Source organism: Streptomyces lienomycini (genome assembly GCF_027947595.1).
Taxonomy (GTDB): Bacteria; Actinomycetota; Actinomycetes; order Streptomycetales; family Streptomycetaceae; genus Streptomyces; species Streptomyces lienomycini.
Genome location: NZ_CP116257.1, coordinates 4,214,319 through 4,236,177 on the forward strand (window position 1 = coordinate 4,214,319; position 21,859 = coordinate 4,236,177).

General features: G+C 71.5%; 16 protein-coding genes. 8 read left to right on the forward strand and 8 right to left on the reverse strand.

The annotated features are described in order from the left end of the window. Nucleotides 1-66: 66 nt before the first annotated feature. The gene (locus tag BJ961_RS19100; RefSeq protein ID WP_271413994.1) at nt 67-438 is read right to left on the reverse strand and encodes a hypothetical protein; all 372 of its coding nucleotides are present in this window, start codon (nt 436-438) and stop codon (nt 67-69) included. Nucleotides 439-893: 455 nt separating this feature from the next. Here BJ961_RS19100 and BJ961_RS19105 point away from each other — a divergent pair, with 455 nt between their 5' ends. Next, the gene (locus tag BJ961_RS19105) at nt 894-1,727 is read left to right on the forward strand and encodes a M55 family metallopeptidase (protein WP_271413995.1); all 834 of its coding nucleotides are present in this window, start codon (nt 894-896) and stop codon (nt 1,725-1,727) included. 412 nt (nt 1,728-2,139) lie between these two features. Here BJ961_RS19105 and BJ961_RS19110 read toward each other — a convergent pair whose 3' ends face one another. After that, on the reverse strand, nt 2,140-2,667 hold the full coding sequence (locus BJ961_RS19110) for a DapH/DapD/GlmU-related protein (protein WP_271417096.1): 528 nt from the start codon (nt 2,665-2,667) through the stop codon (nt 2,140-2,142). A 114-nt stretch (nt 2,668-2,781) separates the two neighbouring features. Between BJ961_RS19110 and BJ961_RS19115 the strand changes: the two genes are divergently transcribed. Next, nucleotides 2,782-3,729, forward strand: coding sequence for a LysR family transcriptional regulator (locus BJ961_RS19115; protein WP_271413996.1), 948 nt, complete (start codon nt 2,782-2,784; stop codon nt 3,727-3,729). Nucleotides 3,730-3,942: 213 nt separating this feature from the next. Continuing rightward, nucleotides 3,943-5,472, forward strand: coding sequence for a WD40 repeat domain-containing protein (locus BJ961_RS19120; RefSeq protein WP_271413997.1), 1,530 nt, complete (start codon nt 3,943-3,945; stop codon nt 5,470-5,472). 195 nt (nt 5,473-5,667) lie between these two features. Here BJ961_RS19120 and BJ961_RS19125 read toward each other — a convergent pair whose 3' ends face one another. After that, entirely contained in the window at nt 5,668-6,291 is a 624-nt protein-coding gene (locus BJ961_RS19125) for a hypothetical protein (RefSeq protein ID WP_271413998.1), read from the reverse strand. Between the two features lie 268 nt (nt 6,292-6,559). Between BJ961_RS19125 and BJ961_RS19130 the strand changes: the two genes are divergently transcribed. After that, nucleotides 6,560-8,005 (forward strand): helix-turn-helix domain-containing protein, encoded by a 1,446-nt coding sequence (locus BJ961_RS19130; protein WP_271413999.1) that lies wholly within the window; start codon nt 6,560-6,562, stop codon nt 8,003-8,005. Between the two features lie 167 nt (nt 8,006-8,172). Here the strand turns inward: BJ961_RS19130 and BJ961_RS19135 are convergent, their stop codons facing one another. Further along, nucleotides 8,173-9,126: an aldo/keto reductase gene (locus BJ961_RS19135; RefSeq protein ID WP_271414000.1), complete on the reverse strand. Its 954-nt coding sequence runs from the start codon at nt 9,124-9,126 to the stop codon at nt 8,173-8,175. A gap of 146 nt (nt 9,127-9,272) precedes the next feature. On the opposite strand from BJ961_RS19135, the gene BJ961_RS19140 reads away from it, so the two are divergent. Continuing rightward, nucleotides 9,273-10,193, forward strand: coding sequence for a helix-turn-helix transcriptional regulator (locus BJ961_RS19140; RefSeq protein ID WP_271414001.1), 921 nt, complete (start codon nt 9,273-9,275; stop codon nt 10,191-10,193). 192 nt (nt 10,194-10,385) lie between these two features. On the opposite strand, the gene BJ961_RS19145 is transcribed toward BJ961_RS19140, so the two are convergent. After that, the gene (locus BJ961_RS19145) at nt 10,386-10,721 is read right to left on the reverse strand and encodes a lysine transporter LysE (RefSeq protein ID WP_271414002.1); all 336 of its coding nucleotides are present in this window, start codon (nt 10,719-10,721) and stop codon (nt 10,386-10,388) included. A gap of 559 nt (nt 10,722-11,280) precedes the next feature. On the opposite strand from BJ961_RS19145, the gene BJ961_RS19150 reads away from it, so the two are divergent. Then, nucleotides 11,281-11,715: a cupin domain-containing protein gene (locus tag BJ961_RS19150; protein ID WP_271414003.1), complete on the forward strand. Its 435-nt coding sequence runs from the start codon at nt 11,281-11,283 to the stop codon at nt 11,713-11,715. After that, nucleotides 11,712-12,569 (forward strand): aldo/keto reductase, encoded by an 858-nt coding sequence (locus tag BJ961_RS19155; protein ID WP_271414004.1) that lies wholly within the window; start codon nt 11,712-11,714, stop codon nt 12,567-12,569. Before BJ961_RS19150 ends, BJ961_RS19155 begins: the two co-directional genes overlap by 4 nt. Nucleotides 12,570-12,832: 263 nt before the next feature. Here BJ961_RS19155 and BJ961_RS19160 read toward each other — a convergent pair whose 3' ends face one another. Then, nucleotides 12,833-14,344 carry a carotenoid oxygenase family protein gene (locus BJ961_RS19160; protein ID WP_271414005.1) on the reverse strand — a complete coding sequence of 504 codons (1,512 nt, stop codon included), beginning with the start codon at nt 14,342-14,344 and terminating at the stop codon, nt 12,833-12,835. A 362-nt stretch (nt 14,345-14,706) separates the two neighbouring features. Here BJ961_RS19160 and BJ961_RS36030 point away from each other — a divergent pair, with 362 nt between their 5' ends. Beyond that, nucleotides 14,707-14,820: an NAD-dependent epimerase/dehydratase family protein gene (locus tag BJ961_RS36030; RefSeq protein ID WP_333782088.1), complete on the forward strand. Its 114-nt coding sequence runs from the start codon at nt 14,707-14,709 to the stop codon at nt 14,818-14,820. Between the two features lie 72 nt (nt 14,821-14,892). On the opposite strand, the gene BJ961_RS19165 is transcribed toward BJ961_RS36030, so the two are convergent. Together BJ961_RS19165 and BJ961_RS19170 are read right to left on the reverse strand one after the other, a co-directional pair. Beyond that, the gene (locus tag BJ961_RS19165) at nt 14,893-18,147 is read right to left on the reverse strand and encodes a family 78 glycoside hydrolase catalytic domain (protein WP_271414006.1); all 3,255 of its coding nucleotides are present in this window, start codon (nt 18,145-18,147) and stop codon (nt 14,893-14,895) included. Nucleotides 18,148-18,415: 268 nt separating this feature from the next. After that, nucleotides 18,416-21,811, reverse strand: a complete 3,396-nt coding sequence (locus tag BJ961_RS19170) for a glycosylhydrolase-like jelly roll fold domain-containing protein (protein ID WP_271414007.1) — start codon at nt 21,809-21,811, stop codon at nt 18,416-18,418. Nucleotides 21,812-21,859: the final 48 nt, after the last annotated feature.

The following is a 21,859-nucleotide window of genomic DNA, read 5'->3' on the forward strand; positions in this document are numbered from 1 at the left end:
ACGCCCTCCCCTGCGGCGGGGAAGCCGTGCCGCACGGCTGCGCAGTGGGCGCCCTCCTCGCACGCTTCAGGGGATCATCACGCAGTGGTTCTCGATGACCCGGCCACCGCGATCGAGGCCGCCGCAGATGGCCAGCCTCGGGTACGCCCTGATCTCCCGGTTGACGACGAACCGCCACCGCGCGACGTTCGCCTTGCTCCCCCGGTAGTCACCGACGAACCCACGGAGCGTTCCCGGCAGGCCATCCCTGGTGGTGACGGTGATGTCCTGGACGTAGTCCCGGCCCTGATAGGCGGTGGCGACGCAGATGTAAGTGCCGCAGGTGGACTTCACTTCGGCACTCGCGGGCGCCGCGGTTGCCAGCAGCAGCCCGCCGGCGGCCGTGAGCGCGGCTGTGACGGTGGCCGCCCGCAGTCGTGTCCTTCGTACTTCGATCATGAGCCTCTCCTTGTTCGCGTGCGGTGCTCGACCCCGCCGATGGCGGGACCGGCTCGTACGGGGCGTTCTGGTCCGGGCAGCCGGCTGCCCGGTTTTGAGCGGGCAGCGCCGGCGACGAGGTCGGTGGGGGCGCTCGTGTCATTGGCGCATGCCTCAAGGCGCCGCGTCGGCCAGGTCCTCGCAACACGGACTTGAGCATGCTCCGGTGATAACGGCACGCCGGGGGCGCTGTCCGGCGTTCGGTGAGTGCGCCCCCCGTGTGAGTGCAATGGTCGTACCGGCGACACCTGCCCGCCGAGTTCAGTGCGAGGCGTGAGACGGGGAGGGGATGCGCGGGTCGGGCGCTTGAACGAGCCGCGCGGTCAAGGCCGAAGCAGACAGTCGCAAGCCGGTTGAGGAACCGGAGGAACTGCGGAGGACGTCTCCCATGTGATCAATCTTGAGGGGGCTGCGCAGTGCGGATCTACATCAGTGCGGACATGGAAGGCGTCACGGGACTCGTTGACGCTCAGGATGTCCAGCCCGGTGGACGGGACTACGAGCGTGGACGGCTGATGATGGCGGAGGACGTCAACGCGGCCGTACGTGGAGCCGTCGCGGCCGGTGCCACGGACATCACCGTCAACGATGCGCACGGACCGATGCGCAACATCCTGCCGGAGTCCCTGCACCCGGCGGCCCGTCTCATCCGCGGCAGGCCCAAGCACATGGGCATGCTCGAAGGTCTCACCGCCGAGCACGACGCCGTGATCTGCGTTGGCTACCACTCCCGCGCCGGTGCGCTCGGCGTGCTCAGCCACAGCTTCATGGGCCATGAGATCGAAGACATGTGGCTGGACGGCCGGCCTGTGGGTGAGATCGGCTTGGCCCACGCGACCGCGGCCGCCATCGGTGTCGCCCTGATCGTCCTCACCGGTGACGACTGTGCCTGCACGGAGATGACGGAATGGGACGCCTCTGTCGAGACGGTGGCGGTGAAATACGCGCGGGATCGCTTCGCGGCTGATCTGCGACCGGCGGCCGAAGCACGCGCGGCGATCGAGAAGGCGGTCACCGCCGGTCTCTCCGCAGCGCCGGAGGCTCCGGTGGCCGCCCATGCGGCCTCGTCCACCCTCACGGTCCGCTGGCAGTCGGCTTCAGTGGCCTCGACGCTTCTGGGAATTCCGGGAGTCTCCCCGGTGGATACGCGGACCGTTCAGGCGCAGGGAACTCTGCCCGGCCTTTACCGGCTGTTCGGAGTGTGGATGCGGGTGGCAGCGTCTCTGGCCAACCAGCCGCCGTACTGCTGACCGTCACGGGCCACGCCCAAGCCAACATCGACAAGCTTGGCCTTGGCCGAGTGAGGCGAGGGCGCCGTTGGCCGGAACGCGGCCGGGCCCGCCCGTCGGACTGTGGGCGGGCCCGGTGCAGCTCTCGTACCTCATGAGGGCGTCGCTGCGCTCCAGCCTGAGGTCCAGCAGGAACTTGTCCATCTCGCCGACGACGTGGTCGCCGCCGCCGCTCCAGCTGCCCCTGGCGTACGCGTGGTACCTACCGGTGCTGCTGTTCAGCGACACGCACAGCTTGATCTTGAAGGTGACGTTGGAGCCGGGAGTGTCGAACGTCCTGCTCTGGTAGTTGGCATTGGTCAGTCGGCGCCGGCGCGCTGCGGAATCGGCGAGTCCGGACCAGCACTGCGGTGAGGTGAGGGACGCAGACCGCTCAGTCGATCTTCTTGATCACTCGGGCGGGCACTCCCGCGACCATGGTGCCGGCGGGAACATCACGCGTGACCACCGCGCCGGCGGCGACCACCGCACCGGCACCGATGGTCACCCCTTGCGTGATGACGGCGGCCGTCCCGATCCAGACGTGGTCCTCGATGCTGATCGGGGCGAAGGTGAGGTACTCCCGTCGCTCCGCCAGGGGCAGTGGATGGCCTCCGGTGATGAGGCTGACCTTCGGGGCGATCATGACGCCGTCCCCGATACGGATTCCTCCCTTGTCCATGAAGGTGCATCCCTGGTTGACGAAGACGTTCTTCCCGAACGTCGTGTTCAGCCCGTACTCGGTGAAGAACGGCGGGTAGATCGTCACCGATTCGGGCAACGGACCACCGAACACAACGGAAAGTAGTGCATCACGCCGTTCGGTGTCGCTGAACGGAAGGACGTTCAGCCGAGACGTCGCATCGGTCACCTCCGTGATTCGCTCCGCGTGACGTGCGAACTCAGGTGTACGGACATACATGACCTGCTGTGTGCGAGTGGACATGCGCCGATCCCACCACCAGGCTGAACCCGCGATCAAACAACCCTTCATCTCACCAGCCACAATGAACGGTTGTGGAAGTACGGTGGGAGCGTGGATGTTCAAGCGCTGCGGACGTTCGTGGCCGTCGCTCAGACCGGGCAGTTCCAGGCTGCGGCCGACGAGCTGGGGGTCAGCCAGCAGGCCGTCTCCAAGCGGATCGCGGCCCTGGAGAGGCACATCGGGGTGACGCTCCTGGTGCGGACCTCACGAGGCTCCCGGCTGAGTCTGGACGGACAGGTCTTCCTGCCGCACGCCAGGAGGATCCTGGCGGCCGTCGAGCAGGCCGAGCGGGCCGTCCGCCCCGGAAGCCGCCCCCTGCGCGTCGACGTGCTCAATCGGCGCATTGCCCCGGCCCAGGCCGTCTACCGGTTCTACCGCTCCCACCCCGGAACGGACCTGGACGCAGTCACACTGGACAAGGAGAACGCCGTCCAGGCCGCTCAGGCGGTACTCGAAGGGACCGTCGACGCGTCCTTCCGTGCCCTCCCGGCAGACCAGGTCCCGGCCGGTATCCACGCCGAACGGCTCCTGGACACTCCCCTGGAGCTCCTGGTCGGGCCCGGTCACCCGCTGGCTGACGCGCCCTGGGTCGGCCCTGCTGACCTGGCCGGCCACCGCATCTGGATCCCCGGCATCAGGCCGGACACGGAGTGGGCCGCGTTCTACCGGGCACTGTCCGAGGCCTTCGGCCTGAGCATCGACGCGCTCGGCCCCAACTTCGGTGACGAGGCCCTGATGGACGCGCTGGCCGACTCGGCCTCGCTGGCCACCCTCGTCGGCAGCGGGGACCGGTACCTGTGGCCCCACAACCACGACCTGCGACGCATCCCGTTGCACGGCCCCACCCCGGTCTATCCGCACGTGCTGCTGTTCCGCAGCGGAGACCAGCACCCCGCGCTGACCGCGCTACGCGACCACCTGCGCACCGCGGGCCCGCGGACCCCGCACGACGCGTGGGCGCCCAACTGGGCGGGTCCGCCGGCCGAGCCGCCGGGCTGACAGTCATGGCGCGAGCGTCCCCCGGGCGACGACCGGGCCCACCGAGCCGGGTGTGAGGGGACCAGCCGTCTGAGCGACGTGCTCCTCGGGAGCCACTGTGAGGTACCGGTAACAACAAACCGCTTGCCTCAGCTCATGAGCGGCGCTTTCGTATCCCCCACGAGCGCTGCCCGATCCGCGGCGGCGTGCCGACTTCAGGGGTGGGGAACAGCGTTGCGGAACACGTTAGGAAGAGGCGGCAGACTGACGACGACGCTGCTGGCGGGCGTCCTGGCCGGGTCGGCTCTGGTGGCCGCCCCCGGTACCGCGTCCGCGGCCCACGGGGCCGCCGCCCCGGACGCGCCCGAAGCCGTCGTGGTGCCGTCGCACCGGGGCACGGAGCTGTCGATCGCGTCGTTCACTCAGATGACCGTGGACGAAGCCAGCCGGCGCCTGTGGATCGCCGGGGACCAGGTCTATCCGGACGGGTCGCGGGACGGCGAGCTGATCGGCGATCTCTACGGGGGCGTGGGCCCCGCCACCGCGAGCGCCCACCTGGCCGCTCCCCTGTCCGGCGTCGCGGTGGACCCGGACGGCTCGAAGGTCTACGCCGGGCAGTCCGACCACATCGCGACCTACTCCCACTCCAACGGGTACCTGTACCCCGGTGACCCGATTCCGGCGCCGGCCGACGGCTGCGGTCGGGAGTTGGTGCACACCGGCGGGCGGCTGTTCTACACCAGCCGCCCGGCCACGTCGCCCGGGAACTGCGCCGACGGACTGGGCAGTGTCGGCGTCGCCGCGACAGCCGAGGGCGGCACGGCCGGCGAGGTCATGTATTCGTCCTCTTCGATTCATCTCGAGGGAGGGCCGGGCGGTCTGCTGGTGACCGCTCCGGAGCGCTGGTCCCCGACCGACGACCCCGACCTGGGGATCTACCGGGTGACGGACGGAGCGGACGGGGACGTGCTGGAGTTCCTGGGCGAGCGCCGGTTCGGCGAGGACGGCACCGGCCGGGGCATGGACTTCCGGGACGCCGACTTCTCCGCGGACGGCTCCGTCCTCGCGGTGGCCGACGGCGTCCGGGGGACCGTGCTGCTCGGCGGCCAGGACGCCCGCTTCCTGGAGAACCACTACGCGCCGCTGCCGGAGGGCGTGGCGCCCACGGCCGTCGCCTTCAGTCCCGACGGCAAGTGGTTCGCGCAGGGCGGCGCCGCGTCTGGCGATGAAGCCGACCTGACCCTGGCCTTCGCCGATCCCTCGGTCGAACGGCAGCCGCTGCGCTTCAGCTTCGAGGACGAGAACGCGGGCCACCGCGTCGTCCCGCGGGGCATGGAGTTCTCCGGGGACGGCGAGCAGCTCTTCGTGGTGACCTCCAACCACGAGAGCACCAGATTCTGGCTGCACACCATCCAGACCCGGGAGGCACTGGCCCCCTCGCGCATCGTGGACGTGACACACGGCCCGGCGGTCGCCGGGGAGCCGTTCAGGGTGAGCGGACGACTGGACCTGGACGGACTGGCGCCCACCGAGGCACCGCAGATCACGGTGTGGCGGCTGAACGGCTCGGAGTTCACCGACCTGCCGCCGGTCCCGGTGGCCGCAGACGGGACGTTCGTCCTGGAGGACGTCCTGCCGGACCAGCCCGGGAACGTCCAGTACGTACTCGGTTACGCGGGTGACGAGGTCCACTACATCTCGGAGTACTGGCTTGTGGTGGACACGGTCGAGGCCTCGGGCACGGTGGGCCGCGGCGGCAGCTAGCCGGCGCGCGTAGCGGCGGACTGCCCCGGCAGGGCGGCTGATCACCCCGTAGGTGCGCGGTCCCGGCGTGCGTCCGGGGTCCGGGGGAACGCGGCCGAAGTGCTCGGGCACCCGCCCCCGCAGATGACGCCATGAGGCCGTCCTCCCGACCCCCGTGGCGGGAGGACGGCCCCGGTCTTCTCGGTGGCCGTCCGGTCAGTACAGCTTGTCGACGGCCGTGCTCGTGGTCTTCTTGAAGGCGGCCACGGGCGCGTCCTGGAAGCCGCCCATCTGACCCCACTTGACGACGGTCACGGTCCTGCCGTCCCGCCCGACCGACAACAGGGCGATGTCGGTGGCGCCCCAGGACGTCTCGGTGTGCAGGCCGCGGACCCGGGCGCCCTCCTCGACCGGCAGCTTGCCGTAGTCCCGGCCCTCGGCGTCGACGTCGGGCGAGGAGTCCTCGATGCGGTCGGCGCAGGTGCGGATCAGGTCGTCGTACTGCTTGGCCAGGGCCTTGGCCCGCGCCGCCGTGTCCGTCACGACGGTCAACTGCACGGCGCCGGTGTCCAGGTCGGTCCAGAACCGCCGCTGCCGGTAGTCGTAGGAGGGCACCCCCTCCGTGCTCACACAGAGGCCGAGTTCCTCCGGGAACCCGTCGGTGACCGCACCGGCGGTCCAGGACGACGTCGGGTGCGGCGGCAACTGGGACGCCGACAGGAACGCGGGGGCGACGGCCTTCGGCGCGGCGCCGGCGGCCGGTGCCGTGAGGACCGTGGCCGCCGCGAGGGTGGCAAGGGTGAGCGCGGTGAGCGTGCTCGTTCGCGTGAGCATGGACATGGATGTCCCCCGGTGGTTGCCTCGTGGGCATGGACGATGCGTGGACGTTCGGGATGCGCGGGCACTGATGCCGCGGGAAGGTCCCGCCGGCCGCCCCGGGCCCGGCCGGTGCGGCACCAAGAGCATCGGCGTTCACGGGGGCCGGGCGCAACAGCCGACGGCCCGTCACGCCGGGTGGAACCATCCCAGCCCGTCTGACGTGCTGGTACATGGGGTGCCTGGGATACCGTCCCGGGCCCGGTGGGGTCGTACGAGGACGGGTGGGCCCGTGTCGGCACAGGACGACGGCGACGGCATCGACGAGGTGGCGGCGTTCGCGGCGCTGCTGCGGGCGCTGAAGGAACGCACGGACCGCAGCTACGGCTCGCTGGCCCGCCGCCTGGGCATGAACACCTCGACGCTGCACCGCTACTGCGCGGGGGACGCGGTGCCACTCGGCTTCGCCCCCGTCGAACGCTTCGCTGCCCTGTGCGGGGCGACCTCGGAGCAGCGCCTGGAACTCCACCGGCGTTGGCTCCTGGCAGTGGCGACCCGCCACCGGCCTCGTACGGGGGTGGCGGCGGAAAACCCGCCCAGCGCCGCGGAGACGGAAACAGAGACGGAGACGGAGACGGAGACCGTGAACGACGCGGCTCACGGCCCCGAGGACACGACGGTGGACGACGCCACCGAACCGGACACCGCTCCGAAGGCCACCACCGGCGGCAGCCCGGTCGTCGAAACGGACCCCGCGGCGCCCGGGCAACCCGGCACTCCCGTGCCCCTGCCCCCGAGCCGCCCCTGGTACCGGCGCAGACGTCCCGTGGTCGGGGTGGCCTCCGTCTGTGCTGTGCTCGCGACACTCGGGGCCCTGTCCGCGCTGCCGGACGGGCGCCGTCCGTCCGCCGAGGGTCCGGCCCAGGTCGCCGGACCGGCGGCGTCCAGCTCGGCCGAGGCCCCGGCGTCCGAGCGGCGTGGCGCCTCGCCAGGTCCGAGCCGCACCCCCACCACCGACACCACCGAACGGCCGTCGGGCTCCGCCACCTTGGAGAGGAAGCCCGGCATCGCCCGCCCACCCGGCGCGACATCGGCCTCGCCCCGCGGCGAACAGCCCGCCGGATCGCCGCTCACCTGGGCCGTCAACTCACAGGCGTGGAAGCTCGGTTGCGGCCACGACTACGTCATCGACAAACCGCCCGGCCAGGTGCCCCCACCACCGGCCCCGCAGGACGCGGCGCCCTGGGCGACGACACAGAACGCCGTACACGGCGGCGAGACACTCGTGCACGTGTCCGTGCAGGGGCGCAGCGACACGGCCGTCGTGCTGGAGGCGCTACGCGTGCGTGTGGTGGGCCGTACGGCTCCGGTCGAGGGCAACGCCTACGCCATGGATCAGGGCTGCGGCGGCTCGCTCACTCCCCGGTACTTCGCCGTGGACCTGGACAAGGACCGCCCCCTGGCCCGCGCGGTCGCCGGGAACGACTCCGGCACGCCGATCCCGGCCGTGCGCATGCCCTACCGTGTGTCCGCGACGGACCCCGAGGTGCTGCTGGTCACGGCCGAGACCAGCTCGTGCGACTGCCGCTGGTACCTCGAGCTGGACTGGTCCTCCCAGGGCCGCAGGGGCACCGTGCGCATCGACGACGACGGCCGCCCGTTCCGCACCAGCGCCATCGAGGGCCTGTCCCGGTACACGTACGACACCCTGGAACGCCGGTGGGGGCCCTACGGTTGACCGGTTCCGCCGGACCCGCTCGGCGTCCGGTCTGACGGTTGCGCACCGCCCTCGGGAAACGACCGACGACGGCAGTGTGCCGTTGAAGGGTGGCGTGGCCGGGCCCGTGTTCGGCACGGCCCCGGCCCCTTCTTCGGTTTCGGCCCCTTCCTCGGTTCCGGCGAGTACTACATTTCCTGCTCCCACCAGCCGCGTGTGTCGACGTCTGCGGCTTCCGCCAGCGCCTCCAGTTCCGCGATCTCCTCGTCGGCGAGCTCGATGCCGTGAGCTCGGACCAACCCGTCGATGTGACCCGCCTTCGTGACCCCGACGATCGGGGTGGTCCCCTTGGCGAGGGCCCAGGCGGTGGCGACGTCGGCGGCGGACGCGCCTCGGTCCTTGCCGATCACCCCCATCCGGTCCGTCAGCGCCCGCAGTTGGGGCAGGACGCCGTTGTACACCTCCGCCCGGCTGCTTCCCTCCGGCAACGGGTTCGCCGGGCTGTACCTACCGGTCAGCGCGCCCTGTTCGAGGACCATGTAGGAGAAGAACCGCACGTCGTGCTCGCGACAGTGGTCGAGGATGCCCGCGCGCTCGGAGCTCCGGTACAGGAGGCTGTAGTGGTTCTGGACGGCCTCCACGCGGAAGCCGGCCTCGCCGAGGATCTGATCGGCGAGAGCGATCTCCGCCATGTTGTGATTCGAGACGCCGACATGCTTGATCCTGCCGCTCTTGAGCAGCGGAATCAGAGGCGGCGTCCATCGTGCCACGTCGGCAGGGTTGTGGATCCAGAAGAGGTCCACGTAGTCCGTACTCATTCGTTCGAGGCTCTGCTCCAGCATGTCCGCGACCGGATCGTCGCCGTCGCCCGCGATCTGCGGGGTGAACTTGGTGGACAGCTGGTATTCGCTGCGGTGACAGCCCTTCAGTGCCTGGGCGAGGGCCGACTCCGAGCGGCCCATGCCGTACGCCACGGCGGTGTCCCACAAGGTGAACCCGTTCGACTGCGCCTTCTCGACGACCTCTCGCAGGCCGGACTCGCTCAGCCGGCTGCCAAAGTAGCCGTCACCGGCCTCGCCGCTGTCTCCCCAGGCCCACGTGCCCAACGCCACCGCCGGCACAGCCAGCACTTTGCTCGTCATGTCCTACCTCAGTTGTTCGTTCTCGGGATGGTGTCGCGACGTTCGACCCCAGGAGACCGTGGTCGCCGCCACCGGAGAAGGCCGTGTCCATGGGGGGTACAACCTCAACCCCCCTCACGCCGTGACCAGTGGCTACGATGAATGACATGGATCAGCAGCCGGGGAACCGCGGCGACATCCGGGACTTCCTTGCCAGCCGACGCGCCAGGATCACCCCGGCCCAGGCCGGACTGCCGACCAGTGGCCGTCGCCGGGTCGCGGGGCTGCGGCGCGAGGAGGTCGCCGTCCTGGCGGGCGTGAGTACGGAGTGGTACACGCGGCTGGAGAAGGGCCACATCGGCGGCGTGTCCGAGAACGTCCTTGACGCCGTCGCCCGGGCCCTGCGACTGGACGACGACGAACGCACCTACCTGTTCGGCCTGGCCCGGTCGTCGCGGCACGCGAGTCGCACGCCGTCGCGTCGCAGGGACGTCGAGGTCCCGCCCCGGGTCCAGTGGCTGCTCGACTCCATGACGACGTCCTCGGCGTTCGTGCGCAACGGCCGCACGGACATCGTCGCCGGCAACCCCCTGGCCCGAGCCCTGCTCGGGCCGATGTTCGACAGCGCCACCATCGACGAGCGCGGCCGCCCCAACATCGCCCGATACATCTTCCTCGACCATGGCGCACGTGACTTCTTCGTCGACTGGGATGCCGCCGGCGTCGCCACCGCCGCCCTTCTGCGTGCCGAGGTCGGGCGCGAGCCCCGCGACCGGGAACTGCGCGGACTCGTCGAAGAGCTCTCCACCTTCAGCCCGGAGTTCCGCGGCCACTGGGCCGCGCACGACGTCCTGATGCGCCACGACGGCGTCAAACGGCTCCAGCACCCCTCCGTCGGCCACCTGGAACTGACCTTCCAGTCCCTCGACCTGCCCCTGTCGGACCGAGCCGTGCACGACCTGATCGTCTACACTGCCGAACCCGGTACCGCGTCCGAGGACCGGCTCGAACTCCTCGCCATCTGGGCCGCTACGCAATCTCGGCCGGCCCAGCCCACCCGCCGCTCTCCTCAGCCCGGACCGCTCTGATCGGTCGCGGTCCACCTGTGCGGGACGCACGGGGCGAGGTCGGTATGAACCGGGTGGGCCGAGGAGCCGTCCGGGCCGTCTGTGCGCCAAGTCGGTGCCACCCCGAAGGGGCGCTCGGTGACCGGCTCAGATCGGTGTTGCCGAACCCGGCATGGCGCTCATGCTTCGCACCGCCGAAGGGACCGAACGATTTCACAGGCAGCCGCAGCCTGGGGCGTAGAGCAGCAGGAAGAGAGCCGTCATGGCCGTTGCGGTGAAGAGGGCAGCGGTCAGGGCGGCAAGGCCCAGACGAGGACGCTTCGCAGAGGTACGGAAGGTCTGCCAGGCACCGTGGGCAAGGAAGCAGCTGATCAGCCCGGCCCCCGCGATGGTGAAGCGTGGGCTCGCGGACCAGCTCACGTAGGCGATCAGAACCAGGCCGCCGAGCAGGACGCAGGCGAGCAGAGTGAGAATCGCCTCGGCGACGGCTTCTCCCACCGTTTCCATCAGGAAGTCGCCTACGCCCTTCGCTGCCCTGCGTATCCCCACGCCACTCCCCTGGCTCTCGCATCCGATGGCCCCGAGCGGGACCTGACAGAGAGGACTCCGGCCGAGCCGAAACGGTTGTGGAGGTGCCACTCAGGCCGATCCTTCCACGGGCTCCGGCGATGGCCACCACGGTCATGCCCCGCTCTCCTGTCGGGTGGATGCGAAGCGGCTTCCGGCGCACATCGGGCTGGGCGCCACCCGGGGCGGCGCGTCGTGTCGGGAGGGCCGTTGGACCAGGAGGACCCTGTCGGTGTAATGGACCATCCCCGGGGCGAAGTCGCCGAAGGCGTCCTTCCCGCCGGACCGGCCGGTGCTCGTGTTCTCAGCCATGGTCTCTCCCTACCTGCGACGACGTCCTCGGACCATCTTCGAAGGTGCAAGCGAAGGACGTCGTCAGACAGGCCCGGCGAGGGTGTCCCTGGTGAGGGGCGTACTGGCAGGGCATCCCTCGTTCGGGCTTCGCGGCCTAGCGTGGAACACACGGCCCACGTCGGCCCCAGGAAGCCTGCTCAGCCATGCGGCGGGACGTGCTGAAGCAGAGGGAAGAAGGTAGAAGGAAATGACTGCCCACGGATTTGACCAGGTCTTCCCGCTCGGGGAGAAGAACGACGCCTACGCGGAGTACTTCATAGGCCAGAGCTACCTGGCTCCGCTCGTCTCGAGAAGCGTTCCGGTCAGCAATGTCTCCTTCGAGCCGGGCTGCCGGAACAACTGGCACATCCACCACGGCACGGGCGGTGGCGGTGACCAGGTCCTGCTGTGTACGGCGGGCAGCGGCTGGTACCAGGCCGAGGGCGAGGATCCCGTCAGCATGGAGCCGGGCACAGTGATCCGCGTCCCGGCCGGGACGAAGCACTGGCACGGCGCGAAGGCCGACTCCTGGTTCTCCCACCTCGCCTTCATCACCCCGGGCGAAGACGTCAGCAACGAATGGCTCGAGCCCGTCACCGACGAGGCGTACGGCGAGCTGCCGAAGAACGGAGCAAGCGCATGACCATCCTCGACGAAGCCTACGCACTGTCCAACGGCGTCGAGATCCCCAAGCTGGGGCTCGGCACCTGGTTCATCGACGACGACCGGACGGCCGAGGCAGTCCGCGCAGCCGTGGAGATCGGCTACCGCAACATCGACACCGCCCAGGCCTACGGCAATGAGCGCGGCGTCGGCGAGGGGGTGCGCTCCGCAGGCGTGCCGCGCGACGAGCTGTTCGTCTCGACCAAACTCGCCGCGGAGATCAAGGACTACGGCCAGGCGGTCGACGCGATCGACGGGTCACTGGAGAAACTCGGCATCGAGTACATCGACCTGATGCTCATTCACAGCCCGCAGCCGTGGAACGACTTCCGTGGCGGCGACTACGCCGAGGGCAACCGCGAAGCGTGGCGCGCGCTCGAAGAGGCTCATCAGGCCGGCCGGATCCGCTCCATCGGGGTGTCCAACTTCCAGCAGCAGGACCTGGAGAACATCCTCCGGGGCGCAACCGTCGTGCCGCACGTGAACCAGCTGCTCGTCCACGCCGGCAACACCCCCTCACAGCTCCTGGACTACTGCGAGGGCAAGCAGATCCTCGTGGAGGCGTACTCGCCGATCGCACACGGGGCGATCCTCCAGAACGCCGAGGTCCGGGCGATGGCAGAGAAGTACGGCGTGTCCGTCCCGCAGCTGTGCATCCGCTACACCCTGCAGCTGGGCACGGTGTCACTGCCCAAGACGGCGAACCCCGAGCACATGCGCACCAACGCCGAGGTCGACTTCGAGATCTCCGCCGACGACATGGACGCCCTGCGGGGTCTGCGCGATGTGGACTACGGCGAGCACAGCGCGTTTCCCGTGTACAGCGGCAAGTGAGTCATGGGCACTCGAGCCGGCGAGCGGCGAAGAGCGAGGAGTGTCCGGGCCGCAGACGGCCGGCAGCGCACTGGGAATGCGCAGGGTGCCGATGCGGCGCGGCTTCCCGACCGTCATCTCGGGGTGGTACCCGTCGGTCACGCGCACGCCGGGCCGGAACAGCGCACCGATCGGCCCGGTGTGCGCGGGCCGGGGCGGACGGCGGCAGGTGGTCGGCGGCAGGTGGACGGCGGGAGGCCGATTGGCCGGGCAGGTGCGAGGGTTCACGCGTCCGCGACCCAGCTGCCGTGGAATCCCAGCGGTACCCGGCCGGGGAGCCGCACGCGGGCCAGCGGGCGGCCGCCGAAATCCTGGGCCGAGAGGACGACGAGGTCACTCGCACCGCGGTCGGGGTCGTTCACGTACGACAGGACGTAGCCGTCGTCCTCGTCGCGTGCCCCGCGTCGTGGGACGAACACCGGCTCGCCGACCGCCGCGCCCCGGGGGAAGCGGTGGAGCTGTCCGCTGCCGCGCAGCATGTCGTGCTTCACCAGGTAGTTGGTGAACTTCTCGTCGGGGCACGCTCCGTCGACGGTCTCGTAGGCGTGCCACATCTCGGCGGCGCACGCGGTGTAGGCGTAGCGGTGGCGTCGCGAGACGAGGGCTTCGTTGATGCGCGGGAACTCCTGGGGGCGGTCGTCGAGTCGAGTGCTGCGGACCCGGGCCGCGCGCAGGTCGATCGTCCACCGGTCGAGCGTCGGCGACCCGGTCGCGGTGGGCCCTCCCGTGCCGCGTCCGGCGGCGTGGAAGGGCGCGGGGAATCCGATGTACTCCAGCACGACCGTGTCGCCCTGGTCGTAGGCGTTGAGGGTGTGCGAGTAGTACACGGGGTCGATCTCGAACCAGCGCGTGGCGCCTCCGGCGCGCGGCAGCAGCCCGATGCGCATGGGGTGCCGGTCGTTCCACACGTACGGCACGGTCGCGCCGGCCTCTGCCGCGGCGGTGTCGAAGGTGATCGGGACGTCGACGATCACCACGTACTTCTCGGTGAGCGCGAAGTCGTGCATCATCGGCGCGTCCGCGACCGGGATCCGCGTGGCCGACCGCGCCCTGCCGGTCCGGTCGACCACGATGTGCCGCACGTGGTCCCAGGTGGGGTAGTACGCGATCGCGTGCAACTCGTCGGCGGTGGCGTCGTACTTGGTGTGCGCGGCGAGCGGTCCCCGGAGCGTGGAGCGGAAGTCGTACGGGCGCACGGTGTTGAGCTCGCCGTCCAGTTCGTACGGCAGGGGGCCGCCTTCCTGTGTCGCGAGGATGCGACCCTTGTACGGGATCACGTGTGTGTTGCACGCGAAGTCGTCCTGCGGTACCGGGCCCGGATATGTCTCGCCGAGCTTCGTCGTCACCTGCGTGGAGCGCACCCAGCGGTTGCGGTACCACTCGGCGCGGCCGTCCCGCAGCCGTACCCCGTGCACCATGCCGTCGCCGAGCATCCAGTGGTGGGCCCGGACGTCCTCGATGCCCAGCGCGTTCGGGCCGTTGCGCAGGTAGCGGCCGTCCAGGTCACGGGGGATGCGGCCGACGACGTCGAGGTCGAAGGCGGTCAGCTCCTCGGTGACCGGCGCGAAGGCCCCTTCCAGGAAGGGAGTCGCGCCGGTCCCGGCGCTCTTCGAGGCCGCGGGAGTCGCCCGCGCCGCAGTGGCGAGGGGGCCGGGTCCGAGGCCGCAGCCGACCGCACTGCCCGCTGCCGCGACCGCGGCGCCCTTGAGGAGTTTCCGCCGTGTGTGACCGGCCATCGTGATCCCTCGCTCCGTCGTCGGTGTCCGGCCGCGTCGGCCGGATGCGTGGTGACGGGATCAACCCTCCTCCGCGGACGCCCGCGAAGCAGGTGACCCAGCCTCCGAATCCGGGGTGGTGCCGGCACCACCCCGGGGCTCGTCGCCGCGGTGGCCGTGGCCTGGAGTGGTGGAACGGATCCTGGTGAGCGCCTGTCCGGCGGGCCTCCCGGTGCGGCTCTGTCCGCGTGAGGGGTGAGGTGACGAGCGGTTGGTGCTCGGTCCTGGGCACGATGGGGTGCGCGAGGCCGTCGGCGGCGAACTGGACCGGGACGTTTCGGGCCGAGCCGGGGAACTTCACGAACCAACGCCGGGCCGCACTCGTGACCGGTGCGGGCGGTGCCCTCGGCCGGGCCACCGCCGTCCGGCTGGCCGCCGACGGACACGACGTCGCCGTACTCGACCGCGACACCGCGTCACTGGAGGGCACCGCCTGACCTCCGGGCCCGCGACTCTGGCGGGGCTGCCGCCTCCATGGGTGCGACCGCCCCGCCCGGCTCCGCGGCGATCTACCGGCCGCGTGCCATGGTCGACCGGAAGGTCCAGTGCCCCGACCCGACCTCGTACACGGCCTCCTCTCCGGTGAGCCGCAGCATCCGCGCGCCGTGGGGCGCCTGGGCGTGTCTGCCGGAGACCGGCACGTGCACCTCCGCGGTGCTGCCCGCGGGGACGTCCACCGTGAGGCGGAAGCGGTCGTCCGAGCGCTGCCAGTCGGTGCGGGCGAGGCCGTACGGGGTGCGGTAGGAGCCCGCGGCGGAGGTCATGTCGCCCTCCACCGCCGGGTCGATCAGGAGCTTCGCGTAGCCGACGGAGTCCTCGGTCTGGGCGATGCCGGCGACGCGGGTGGTGAACCAGGAGTCGATGGCGCCGAGCATGAAGTGGTTCTGGGACTGGCCGGGTCCGCCGTCCCAGGACTCGCCCAGGGTGGTGTTTCCGGCGAGCACCTGGTAGCCGTAGCTGGGGCTGGTGGTCTGCGTGGCGATGGCGTGCACGAGGTCGTCGCGGCCCGCCTCGCTCAGCACCCGGAAGGCTGCGGGCAGTGAGATCTCACCGAGGACCAGGTGGTTTCCGGCGTCCCTGATCGCGCCGGTGAAGTGGGCGAGCAGGCGGTCCCGCTCGCCGCGCGGGTGGGCGCCCATGTCGAGGGCGAGCGCCTCGGCGCCGTGTCCGCCGCCGCCGAAGGTGCCGGTGGCGGTGTCGTAGTACTTCGCCGTCAGCGCCTCGACGCTCGCGGCGGCCTTCCGGCGGTACTCGTCGGCCGCGGCGCTGTCGCCGAGGAGCGACGCGATGCGGCCGAGGGTGTCGACCACCCGCCAGTACCCGTAGGTGCCCGCCACCGCGCGCGGGAAGGTCCGGTCGGGGGTGAACCAGTCGCCCAGGCCGTAGTCGAGGATGCCGTCGGCGACCTGGTTCTCCAGGAAGGCGGCGTAGCGCCGCATGTCCGGGTAGTACGTCTCCAGGGTCTGGCGGTCCCCGTAGGTGAGGTAGAGCTGCCAGGGGACGAGGACGAAGGCGCCGCCCCAGTTGGAGTCGTTGCGGTAGGCACCGGGCAGGTTGGTGTATTCCGGGACGGTGCTCGGGACCAGCCCGTCGGTGGTCTGCGCGTCGGCCATGTCCCGGACGATCTTGCGGAGGTAGGCCCGCATGTCGTAGTTGCCCGCGAGGGCGGGGAAGACGAGCTGGTTCTGTTCGAGCCAGCCGAGCTTCTCGCGGCTCGGGCAGTCGGTGAGCACACTCATCATGTTGCCCTCGATCGAGCGGCGGATCAGCGAGTGGATGCCGTTGATCAGCGGGTCGGAGCTGGTGAAGTCGCCGGCCGAGGCGTTGTCGGCGCGCAGGACGTGTCCGCGGACGCTCACCGTCGCGCCCTCGGGCACGCCGCGCAGTTCCAGGTAGCGGAAGCCGTGGTAGCTGAACCGGGGGTGCCAGGTCTCGGTGCCCCGGCCGCCGGTGGTGTAGCTGTCCCACAGGGGGGCGCCGACGTTGCTGATGGACTGGAAGGCGTGGCCGTCCTTCAGGCTCTCCGCGGGGTAGACGCGGATCGCGGTGCCCTTCGGCGCGCGGACGGTGATCTCGGGCCAGCCGGCGATGTTGCGGCCCAGGTCGAAGACCCGGCTGCCCTCGGCGCCGTCGGCCTCGCGGCCGTTCAGTGTCTCGACGACGCGGACGGGCTCGGTCTCCCGGGCGCTGAGCTGCGCGGGCCGGTCGGCGGGACCGGGGCCCGCCACCGCGACCGCGTGCCGCCAGCCGCGCCGGTCGCCGGAGGGCTGGTCCCACCGGGGGATCTCGCGGCGGGCGTCGTAGTCCTCGCCGCCGTACCAGTTGGAGGAGGTGGTCGGGCCCAGCGTGGTGCGCCAGTCGTCGCCGCTGGTGACGGTGCGTACCCGGCCGTCGGCCAGGGTCACTTCGAGCCGGGCGATCAGCTTGGGGTCGCTGAGGTTGCCGTAGAGCTTGCGGTAGCGGTCGGCGGTGCTGACCACGTTGGACATGCCGTTGCCGAGGGCGACGCCCAAGGTGTTGGCGCCGGTGCGCAGTTGGTCGGTCACGTCGTACGTGGCGTACTGGACGCGTTCGGCGAAGTCCGTGTTGGCCGGCTCCAGGACCGCGTCGCCGACCGGCTCGCCGTTGACGGTCGCCTCGTAGACGCCGAGCCCGGCGATGTGCAGGCGGGCGCTGCGGACGCGCTTCGGCAGGGTGAAGTCGTCGGTGAGCAGGGGCAGTCCGGCGGGCAGGTAGGGGGTGGGCCGGCGTTGGCCGGTGACCTGGGCGAGCCGGGTGGCGGGGCCCTCGGCGTCGTCGGACGCGGAGACGGTGTAGTCGACGGGGAGACCGGGGATTCGGCCGTCGTCGGTGAGGACGTCGGCGCGGGGGTAGAGCGCCACCTCGTCGAAGGTCTTCGCGGTCTTCAGGTCGAGGGTCAGGGTGATCGGCGCGTCGGAGACGTCCGGCCCGGTGTGCGCGGCGCTCGCGTAGCCCGCCGCGGTCTGCAGGGCGCTGTTGGGCAGGCCGTCGACGGTGAGGGCGGGTTCCCAGGTCTTGCGCACGGTGTTGGTCTCGGACGCGGTGACCGCGGCGCCGCGGGCCAGGCCGCTGGTGGCGGTGCCGGAGTCACGGACGTCGATCTCGGCGAGCTGGAGGCGCCAGGTGCGGTCGGGGAAGGACTCGGCGAGCGGCAGGCCGAGCCGGGTGACGTCCAGTCGGACGTAGCGGGCGGTGGTGCGGGGCAGGTGGACGACGACCGGTTCGACCGTCCGGTCGCTCAGCCGCCAGTCGGGGTGGGTGATCCACTGGGCGTCCCAGTCCGACTGCCGGGTCAGGCCGGTCTCGAAGACGGCGGCCGTGCTCCAGCCGCTGTGCCGCTTCCCGTCGCCGGACCAGAGCATGACGCGCCAGTACACCTTCGCCCGAGAGCCGAGGTCCTTCCCCGCGTACGTCGTGCCGGGCGCGGACGACTCCACCTTCCCGGAGTCCCAGAGGTCGGGACGGGAGGAGCGCAGCCGCTGGAGGGAGGTGGCGGCCTGGACGCGGTAGGCGGCCTGGCGGGTGTTCGGGGCGCCGGCGGTGGTCTGCCAGCTGAGTTCGGGCGTGGTGTCGTCGATGCCGAGGGCCTCGGTGAGGTGCTGGGTGCGCAGCTCTGTCGGGGCGATGGTGCCGGTGGTCGCCGCGTCGGCGGTGACCGCGCCGGCGAGCAGGGTGACGAAGGCGGTGACACCGGCGAGGGCGGCGGCGGTTCGGTGTCTGCCGAGCGGGTTGGTTCTGGGCATGGCGGCTCCTTGCCGGACGGCTGGGGCGGACGGGGGGAAGATGCGGACGGAGGGGTGGGGATGGTGCGGAGGGGCAGGGGCGGACGGGCTGAGGCTGAGGCCGGTACGGACGGGCCGGAGCTGAGGCGGACGAGGCAAGGCTGAGGCTCGTGCAGACGAACCGGGGCTGAGACCGGTGCGGACGGGCAGGGCTGAGGCGGACAAAACAAGGCTGAGGCTCGTGCAGACGAACCAGGGCTGAGACCGGTGCGCGCGGGCCGGGGCTGTTTCAGACGCGGCGCAGTTCGACCGTGGTCCGGCGCCGGAAGCGCAGGGTCACCGGGCCGAGCAGGCCGGACGGCAGTGGCTTCTTGCGCTCGTTGGACAGCGTGTTGGCGACCCGGACCCGCAGCGTGTTGCGCCCGGCCCGGACGTGTCCCGTGACGTCGGCGACGAACGGCGCCCACAGCAGCGGCGGCAGTACGGTGCCGTTGACGGACACCTCCGCGACGTCGCGGACGTCCCCGAGGTCGAGCAGCACCCGGCGTCCGCGCAACCGGGCGGCGTCGACGTCGATGCCGGTGGTGTACGTGCCGCTGCCGGAGAACAGAGCGTCGTGCTCCGTCCAGCTGCCCAGGGGCGCGGTGACGGGTTCGGCGCCCTCGCGTGCGAAGGTGAGGGTCCAGTCGCCGTCCACCGGGACCGGGGCGAGCGTGTCGTCGACGCGCACGGTGCCGTGGTAGGAGTGGCCGCCGTCGGTGCCGACGAGCCGGTGGGTCCCGGCCGCCGTGGCCTCCACCGTGGCGCGGAGCACCTGGCCGTGGCGTTCGACGGACAGGACGGGCACGGTCGACTCGGTGACGTGGGGCCGGTCGCGGTGTCCGCCGCGGACCACGACGACGGTGGTCCGGTAGGGCTCCAGGTCCAGCGGCACCCGTACGCCGTCCTTGGTGGCCCGGTGGACGGGTGCGGGTCCGCCGGTGCCGGTCGCGGGGTCCCAGGTCTCGGGCAGGCCGGTGACCGGGAGGGCGGCGACGGTGCGTACGTGCGCCGCGCTCTCGTTGTTGATCAGGAAGACGGTGTCGGCGCCCCGGCGCACCCGCAGCACCCGAACGGCGTCCTGGGCCGGGTCCAGGATCGCGGCGGCGGTACCGGAGTCGACGGCGGCGGCTCCGAGCGCGTCGGTGTCCGCGACCCGGACGGCGTGTCCGCGGCCGAGGTGCCTGCGGGCCGGCACCCGGTCGCCGAACAGGTCGGCGAGCCCGTGGGCGAGGGTGCGGTCGCCGCCGTCGGCCTCCTCGGTGTCCAGGGCGCCCACCGCGATCACTGTGCCGCCGGCCCGGACGAACTCGCGCAGCACCCGCACGCCGTCGGCGTCCAGAACCGGTGCGGCGGGGACGACGACGAGGTCGTAGGCGGCCGCTCCGACGACGAGGCGGCCCTTGCGGACCTCGGCGTGGGCCAGCAGCGCGGGGTCCCGGGTCAGGGCGCCCTCGTGCAGCAGGTCGAAGTCCACCTGGGCGCGTTCCAGCGCGTAGGCCGCCTCGGCGAGCGGAGCGTCCACGTCCTGCTGCCGGTCGGTGCCGGCCCACTGCTCGGCAGCGCGCTGCGGCTGCAGCAGCGCGGTGCGGGCGGCGGACGTTCCGCGTCCGGCCTCCATGACCCGGCCGATCCACTCGGCGAGCGGCCGCATGGCCCACCACCAGGGGGCGCGGGGTCCGAAGGGCGGCGGGAAGTAGACGCGGGTCTCGTCGGTCCACAGGGCGTGCAACACGGTCAGGTTGACGCCGCGGGCGGCCTGCGCGCCGACGGTGGCGTGCACGAAGCCGGGGGTGACCTGCCAGCCCATGTTCCCGAACATCTCCAGCAGGGCCCGGTCGCGGCCCATCTGGTGGGCCACGGACACCGGGTTGCGCGGGATCATGGTGGGCTCGCCGGCCACGTACTCGGCGGTGATGATGTCGCCGCCGGGCACCTGGGCCCACTGGTTGACCTTGTGCAGGTCGCCGGTGGAGGCGATGCGCTTGGCGGGGGCGGTCTCGTCGTAGAGGGGGTTGGTGATCAGGGCGACGCCGCGCTTCTCGTACCACTGGGCCTGCTTGCGGAACGCGGTGGCGAAGCGGTTGGAGACGGCCTTCCAGTAGTTGCCGCGGGCGATGCGGCCCGAGCGGCCGAGGTCGTCGAAGGCGGCGGCGTAGGCGAGCCCGGGCTCGACGCCGACGGAGCGCAGGGCGCGGTCGAGGGTGGGCGACCACGGCAGGCGCTTGAAGTGGGCCTCGGCCGACGCGAAGAACGGCTCGTCGTCCCAGAACCCGGGGACGACCGTGCCGAAGTAGTGCCCGAACCTGCGGTGGTACTCGCCGGGGAGGATGTCCAGGAACAGCTCGACGGGTTCGTCGTCGAGCAGGTCGACGTAACTGCGGCTGTACCCCTGGCTGTCGTCGGCGAGGAGCACGCCGCCGAAGAGGTCGACCTGCCACTCCCCGGCCGGGACCTGCCAGGTGTGGCCGCCGCCGAGCCGGTCGGTGAGGTCCACGACGTCGGTGCCGTCGGTGGCTGCCGTGGGACGGGCGGCGGCGGCCGCGACGGTGAACCCCGCGGCGGGCAGGGCGCGTTCGGGGAAGTCGCCCGCGGCGGCCGACCGGTCGAAGGCACCGGTGTACAGGGCGGTGCCTTCGGCCGACTCGACGGTGAGGGTCTCCCACACCGCGCGCTGGTCGCCGACGGCACGCACCCCGACTCCGCCCGACTCCGGGGCCAGGTTCTCCAGGGTGCCCTTGTCCTTGCCGTCGAGGGTGACGGAGAGGCCGCCGCCGCTCAGGGTGACCCGCAGGGTGTGGAACTTGGTCTTGTTGAAGCCGTCGGTGCGGGTGCTCCGCAGCAGTTCGGCCGGTTCGGCACCGGGCGCCAGCCGCTCCACGGTGACCACGCCGGTCTGGTCGAAGGAGACGGCGTGTCCGGTGCGCCCGTCGGCGGACGCGCGTACGAGGAGTCCGGCCGCGCCGTGCTCGGCCTTCGCGCTGCCGGTGACGGCGCAGTCGCCCCACTCCGTGCTGTCCCGCAGCACGGCGGCACCGTCGAGGACCGCGGCGTCCGCGACCAGCCGCCCCGCGTCCACACCGACTCCGGTGCTGCGCCTGAGGTCGACCGACGCGGGGCCGCGCACCACGGTGGTGGAGCGGGCGAGGGCCTTGAGGCGCAGTTCGGGACGGGGGGCGTAGGTGCGGATGCCGACCTGTCCGCCCTTGACGATGTACTCGCCCGCGCGCCCGCTGGGGAAGTGGTCGTCGTTGAACAACCAGACGCGCATACCGGTGCGTTCCGCGGTGCGCAGGACGTGGCCGACGATGTCGAACCACTCCTCGGTGAAGAACACCGGCGTCATCTCGGCGTTGTCGAAGGAGAAGAGGATCACCTCGTACATGCCCTTGGACCTCAGGTCCGCGAGCTGGCGGTCCACCAGTTCGGGCGTGACGGGACCGTTCCAGTACCAGTACACGGTGGGACGGCTGTCGTGGCGCGGGTCGGCGAAGTGCCGGGCGGACCAGGCGTCCCGCTCCTGCCCGGCCGGTCCGGCCGGTGCGCCCGCGGCGGTGGCGGCTTCGGGAAGACCTACGGCGACCAGGGCGCCGGTGGCTCCGGCGGCGGCGACGAAACGGCGTCTGGACAGGGGGTGTTCGGGCATGGCTGTGCTCCTGGTGGTGGCGTGGTGCGAGGGGCGGGGGCGTGGACC